The organism is Leptolyngbya cf. ectocarpi LEGE 11479 (genome assembly GCF_015207065.1).
Classification (GTDB): Bacteria; Cyanobacteriota; Cyanobacteriia; order Phormidesmidales; family Phormidesmidaceae; genus Leptothoe; species Leptothoe ectocarpi.
On record NZ_JADEXP010000391.1, the window covers coordinates 1 to 5978 of the forward strand.

Below are 5978 nucleotides of genomic sequence, written 5' to 3' on the forward strand. Positions count from 1 at the left end.
CTTTTATACTCATAATTTCTTGGTCAGACCTGAGTAGTTGCTACCTGCCGCTGAAGACTCGGAATAACCTGTGGAATCCGGATCGTGACGATAGTCCCCTGCTCTGCACCATTTTGAGCCATGACGACTCCACCCAGCATATATATAAATTCACGGGTAATCGTCAGACCCAAGCCTGTGCCATCATAGCGACGAGTTGACGATATATCGGCTTGGTTAAAGGCCTCAAAAACCTGCTCCAGCTGATCTGCTTCTATGCCAATGCCCGTATCCTCGATCATAAACTCAAGATAGGTTTCATCTTGCTGCTGCAACGTTTGCATTGCGAGGGTAATTTGACCTTGCTCAGTAAACTTATTAGCATTACTGAGCAAGTTCAGCAAACACTGGCGTAGCTTACCCAAGTCAGTTTCAATCGACTCAACCGTACTAGCATTATTCACAATAATGCGGTTTGACCTCTTTTCTGCGGCTGGGCGGATCGTTGCCACCACATCTTCAGCCAGTGCTGAAAGATTGACAGACTCTAAATGGAGTTCCATTCGACCCGTCTCAATTTTTGACAGATCTAGAACGCTATCAATTAGATGAAGCAGGTGTTTACTCGACCCTTGAATTTTATGCAGGTCAGGAATTAGACTATCCTCACCCAAAATCTCAAAGTCTTCTTCTAGCATCTCGCTATAGCCAATAATGCTATTGAGCGGTGTGCGCAACTCATGACTCATGTTGGCTAGAAAAGCACTCTTGGTACGAGTAGCAGATTCAGCCGCTTCCTTAGCATCTTTTAGCTCAGCAGTACGCTCTTGCACCCGCATTTCCAACTCTTGATTGTTGGTTTCCAAGATGATAAATGATTGCTGTAGCTGGCGGGTCATATGGTTAAATGCCTGGGCTAGAATCCCAATTTCATCTTGGCTAGTAACCGATAGAGACTGATCCAGCTGGCCGTTTTGTAATTGAATTGCTGCTTTTGTAATCTCTGTTATAGGCTTAGTAATGCGACGGGACAACAGATAAATACCCGACAACAAAAGTCCTGTTGCCACAAAGCCAATCAGTAAAATATTTCTGGCTAAAGCCCGAGCGGGGGCAAAGGCCTCTTGTTGATTGATCTCAGCTAACAGCGCCAGACTCTGGTCATCTAACCAACGATAAACACCAATGACTGGCTCACCCGCATAATTTTGATAGAGACCGGCCCCACTTTCTCCGGTAATGGCAGCATCGATCGCAAAACTATTAATATCTCCTGTAGTATCCTTAGCTTGGGCAGACGCAATAAATGTATTTTGTTGCCCTAATTGACTGATTAAGTAAGTAGTCCCGGTTTTCACTGAGCCCGTACGATCTTGAATCAGAGAATCTACATCCTGTAAATCTAAGGTTGCCAACAGAACACCAATGCTATTTTTAGCATCATCCAGGATCGGCGTCGCAAATGTAATCGCAGTGGCACCTGTTACAGGAGACGTGTACAGAACAGGCTTAATTTTTACAGAAGCATCTGCAAAGTAAGTGGTATTGTCATCACTTAATGGCAGCTGTGAATTTTTCAGTTTTTCGTTGGTGGAAAACACAACTGTACCATCGTCAGTCACGATGGATACCTCTGCTAGATCAGGCTTAAACGCAATAATATCCCGTATATAGGAAGCCAACTGCTTTTGAGCAGCTGCACCAGCTGCTGCTGCAGTTTGTTCGTCTTCCAACGCAGGTTCTGATTCAACTTCTGAAGCAGACTCTGGACCAGACAGGATAATTGCAGTCTGTGATTGGACTTCTGGTAACCGGGCTAAAAGCAGAATGTCATTGCGCTGAGATTGAAACCACTGATTGAGTTCTTCTTCCTTGAGGGTGGCCGCCACACTTAGACGTTCGTACAGTGACTCTTTTAGGGTTTCTCTGGCCGAAAAATATGTGCTGACCGAGATTGTCAATACAGTAGCGGCAGATAATAAAGATAAGGGAGTAATGAGCCGAAGCAACAGGCTCTTAGATCGAATTTTCACGCTTATTCAGATTCCCTTGTGGGTTTAATAAGTAGTTAGTATCTTCCGTTAGGAGTTCATCGTATCCAAGAGGGCGGCAGTAGATGCTACTGCCCGTAGCTTAGCTTATGGAAGCTGTTTCGTCGTCATCGCCAGTTAGACGGTCCAGATAAACCATACCCCAATTGGAAACCCATAGTTTCCCCTACGAAAAAACTCTAGTTCTAAACAAGGCCTATACAAAAAAATAATAATTAGCTATTCATATCTTAATAATTTTTCGATGCATGCCCTTGACTTATCTTCCAGACAAGATCAGGGAGTGTCAGGAGGACCGTGACAAAAAACTCGATTAAAAATAGGCGCATCCTGCAATCAGGCATGCCACCAAATTCAGCCCATCGACACAGGCAATGGGCTGATGGCCGGAGCGAACTTGCCGCATCAACGCTATTGGGCAGCCAGTTGCTCTAGCAGTGTTCCTAACCGTTTTTGTGCAGCGCCATAGGCTGGCCAGTCTCCAGCTTTCAAAGCTTGCTGACTTTGGGTGTAGGCTTCAAGGGCAGCACTGAGCAGGGCCTGTTGATTAGTCGTAGGGGCAGGGGATGACTCAGGGGAGGCTGGAGCCGTTGGGGAAACGGGCGCTAGGCGCTGACCAAATAACTTAGTGAGAGCATCTTCTAGGGTTGTCTCCATCACAATGGAGTCTTTGTACGCTAAAATCACCCGTTTTAGTTCTGGAATGGCATTGCTATTGTCATTTTGCCCCCGGGCTTGCAGGTAAACAGGTTCAACATAAAGGAGTGATTCCTCAATGGGGACAACTAGCAAATCTCCACGAAAGACTTCCGAGCCTTCTTGATTCCAAAGGGTCAATTGTTGGGAGATTTCGGTATCTTGATCGATGCGGGAGTCAATTTGACGGGGGCCGTACAGCAGGGCCTGTCTGGAAAACTCATACACGAGTAGCTTGCCATAATTGTCCCCATCACAGCGCGCTGTCATCCAAGCCACCATGTTGTTTTTGCGCACGGGAGTGAAGGGTACAATCAGCATAAATTCCTCTGTATCTGATTCTGGGAGCTTCATGATGACGTAGTAAGGCTCTAGGATTTCTGGATTTTCTTCCCGAGTAATTTGAGTGGGAAAGTCCCAGAGGTCTTCCTGGTTATAAAAGACGTCTGGGCGATCCATGTGGTAAGCCCGGTAAATTTGGGCTTGGATCTTAAATAAGGTCTGGGGATAGCGGAAGTGCGCTTGCAGACTTGAGGGGGCGCTCTCCAAGGGTTCAAACAGGGTGGGAAAACTCTGCTGAAATGAGGCAAGAATCGGATCGGTACTGTCTACGACGTAAAGCTTAAGAGTACCGTCATAGGCATCAATAACAGCCTTAACAGGATTTCGAATGTAGTTAGTGCCATCACTGACAATGCGCTGCATGGCCTGACTTTGAAGCACTGACCGAATGCCTTCACTGCGCCATAGGGGTTCGGAGTAGGGATAGCGATTGCTAAGGGTATAGGCATCGATAATCCACTGTAGCCGTCCGTCAATGACCGCTAGATAAGGATCGCTATCGAGGGAAAGAAATGGTGCCAGCTGCTGAATGCGTTCTTGAATCAGGCGGTGATAGTGAATCCGTGTCTTTTCTCCAGGGGAGGTGGACAGTAGCAACTGCCAATCTCCCAGACTGTAGGCATAGGCCAACCGTCGAAGGGATGAGCCAATGGGAACACCGCCCACCCCTGTATAGGCATATTGGGCATTGTCATTGCCGAGGGGGTAGTCGAATTCGGCTTGGTCAGTCCCGGTCAAAATATACCGGTCGGTGGCTTCTCCGTAATAAATTCGAGGTTGCTCAACGTTTAGGTCAACGGAACTTTTGGGTGGCAGGTCTTTAATAAAGAATTCGGGTAGGCCATCTTCGGTAACTTTATTCACCGGGCTCATGGCCAGTCCATAGCCGTGGGTATAGATCAGGTGCTGATTGACCCAGGTTTGAGCTTGGGCTGGGAGGGCATCATCAACCAGCTCTCGAGGAGACAGCATGACTTGTCGATAGTCATTGTTCAGGGTGTAGCGATCAATATCGACGTCTTGAAATCGGTAATAGGGACGTAGGGTCTGCAGGCTACCATAGGTGCTCCGCAGGGGGCGGTAGTCCCAGAGCCGAATGTTATCGATGGTGCCGCTATTGCGGGCGATGGCGGCACCGTCTAGCTGGTTTTTAACGTCAAAAGACTGTTGCTGTACGTTGTCTAGCCCATAGGCCTGACGAGTTAGCTTAATATTATCGGCAATATAGGGCGCCTCTTTTCTAAGTTCATTGGGTTCTACGACAAATTTTTGTTGGGCCCAAGGGTAAACACCGGTAATCAGTAAAAAGACAACAGCATAGAGGCTGATGGCAGTTAAAGGAATTAGAAAACCGCTCCGCCACAGGGAGGCTACAAATAGAATACCGACGGCGATGGTAATAAATCCCATGATGCCGTAGGCTTGCATGCGGGCATTGACGTCGGTATAGCCAGCTCCAAAGACGACACCTGTGGGTGAATATAGAAGCTCATAGCGGGCTAACCAAAAACCGAGGGCAAATACGACGGCTAATCCGGCTAGAAGAACACAGAAGTGGGTTTTGACTTCCCCCGTGAGGAAGTATTTCCAGCCTCGTTCCGGGCGGATCTCGCCTTTGAGGCCGTAGATGCTGGCGGCCAAGACGACGCTCCACACCAGCAACTCAGCAAGCGCTCTGTGTAATTTTGCTAAAAGCGGCAGCTGGAAAATATAAAAGCTGACTTCGCGTCCGTAGAGGGGATCTTGGCTACCAAAGTCCACCGGATGGAGAAATTTGAGGACGTCTTGCCAGGCTTCTGAGCTATTAACGGCAGCCGTTACTGCTAACAGTGTAATTAATCCCAGGCTGGTGTAACGGATTAGAGCCGGTAAATAGGGATCCCACTGGGGGTTTTGAACGACGCGTAGGGGGCGCTCACGGGTGAGACGCTGGGCAACGGCATAGTTGGCAAATAGGACTAGCCACCAGATGGCAAAGGCTAGGGTTGCGATCGCACCTTGCCAACGCAATCGAGTCCACAGCACATCCGCAAAGCCTACCGACTCAAACCACCACACCTCCGTGGTTAGGTGCACCAGCGATCCGGAGAAGGTAATCGCAATAAATCCCCCAAGAATTAACCATAACCACTTTGCACTCATGCTCTAGCCTGTCAGATAACGCTTAAGTATCGAGGATTAAACAAACGTTGCCAGTATTGCAAGTTTTCCCGATACCTTCGATCCTAAAAGCTTAGCGCACGCTCACGAATCCCAGAGCCTGATTTCACCGTATACCTCATCAAAAACGAGTGCCTGTGGGTAATAGCACTAAGGCAAATCCAATTAAGTCAGAGGTTCAGTCTAGAGCTGACTAGACTGCAAACCGTCCGCATTGCTATACAAATATGTGGATTGTACTAAGCAATTATGAAATGAAGGATTTTGTTGTTTGACCAATCTAGTTTTGAATCAAGAGTTGGGTACAATTACAGACGACTAACACAATCTCCTGGCTCGTATAGTTGTTAATCCAAATATTCAACTAGTTTTTTGACAAGATGAATTACCTTCTAGTTTCTCTCTTTATTTTCGGGGCCTTATTATTTTTAATTCGCTTCTCTTTAAACTGGCTAGCAACATCATACAAGTTCCAGCTGTTTGGGAAAATGATTACCCGCATCAGCACCCATGAAAAAGCATTAGCCTTGACCTACGATGATGGTCCTAATCCTCCCTACACAGAAGGCTTACTGGATGTACTTCGTGAGTTTGATGCAAAAGCCACCTTTTTTACAATTGGTGAAAATGTCGAGAACAATCTAGAAACAACTCGTCGCATTGTTGCTGAAGGGCATGAATTAGGCAATCATTCATACTCCCACAAAAAATTAGTAGATACCAGTCTGAATATTATTTGCTCAGAGATTC

At 47.0% G+C, this 5978-nt stretch carries 3 protein-coding genes; 1 reads left to right on the top strand and 2 read right to left on the bottom strand.

The window, feature by feature from the left end; translation table 11 throughout:
• Positions 1-23 precede the first annotated feature (23 nt).
• Together IQ260_RS26535 and IQ260_RS26540 are read right to left on the bottom strand one after the other, a co-directional pair.
• On the bottom strand, positions 24-2012 hold the full coding sequence (locus tag IQ260_RS26535) for a sensor histidine kinase (protein WP_193996090.1): 1989 nt from the start codon (positions 2010-2012) through the stop codon (positions 24-26).
• 429 nt (positions 2013-2441) lie between these two features.
• Entirely contained in the window at positions 2442-5210 is a 2769-nt protein-coding gene (locus IQ260_RS26540) for a UPF0182 family membrane protein (protein WP_193996091.1), read from the bottom strand.
• 398 nt (positions 5211-5608) lie between these two features.
• On the opposite strand from IQ260_RS26540, the gene IQ260_RS26545 reads away from it, so the two are divergent.
• On the top strand, positions 5609-5978 hold a 370-nt coding region (locus IQ260_RS26545; protein WP_193996092.1), incomplete at its 3' end, for a polysaccharide deacetylase family protein.

What these genes read in the sequence shown, in the direction of transcription:
- IQ260_RS26540 (WP_193996091.1), bottom strand. Translation starts at nt 5,210, where the DNA reads ATGAGTGCAAAGTGGTTATGGTTAATTCTTGGGGGATTTATTGCGATT.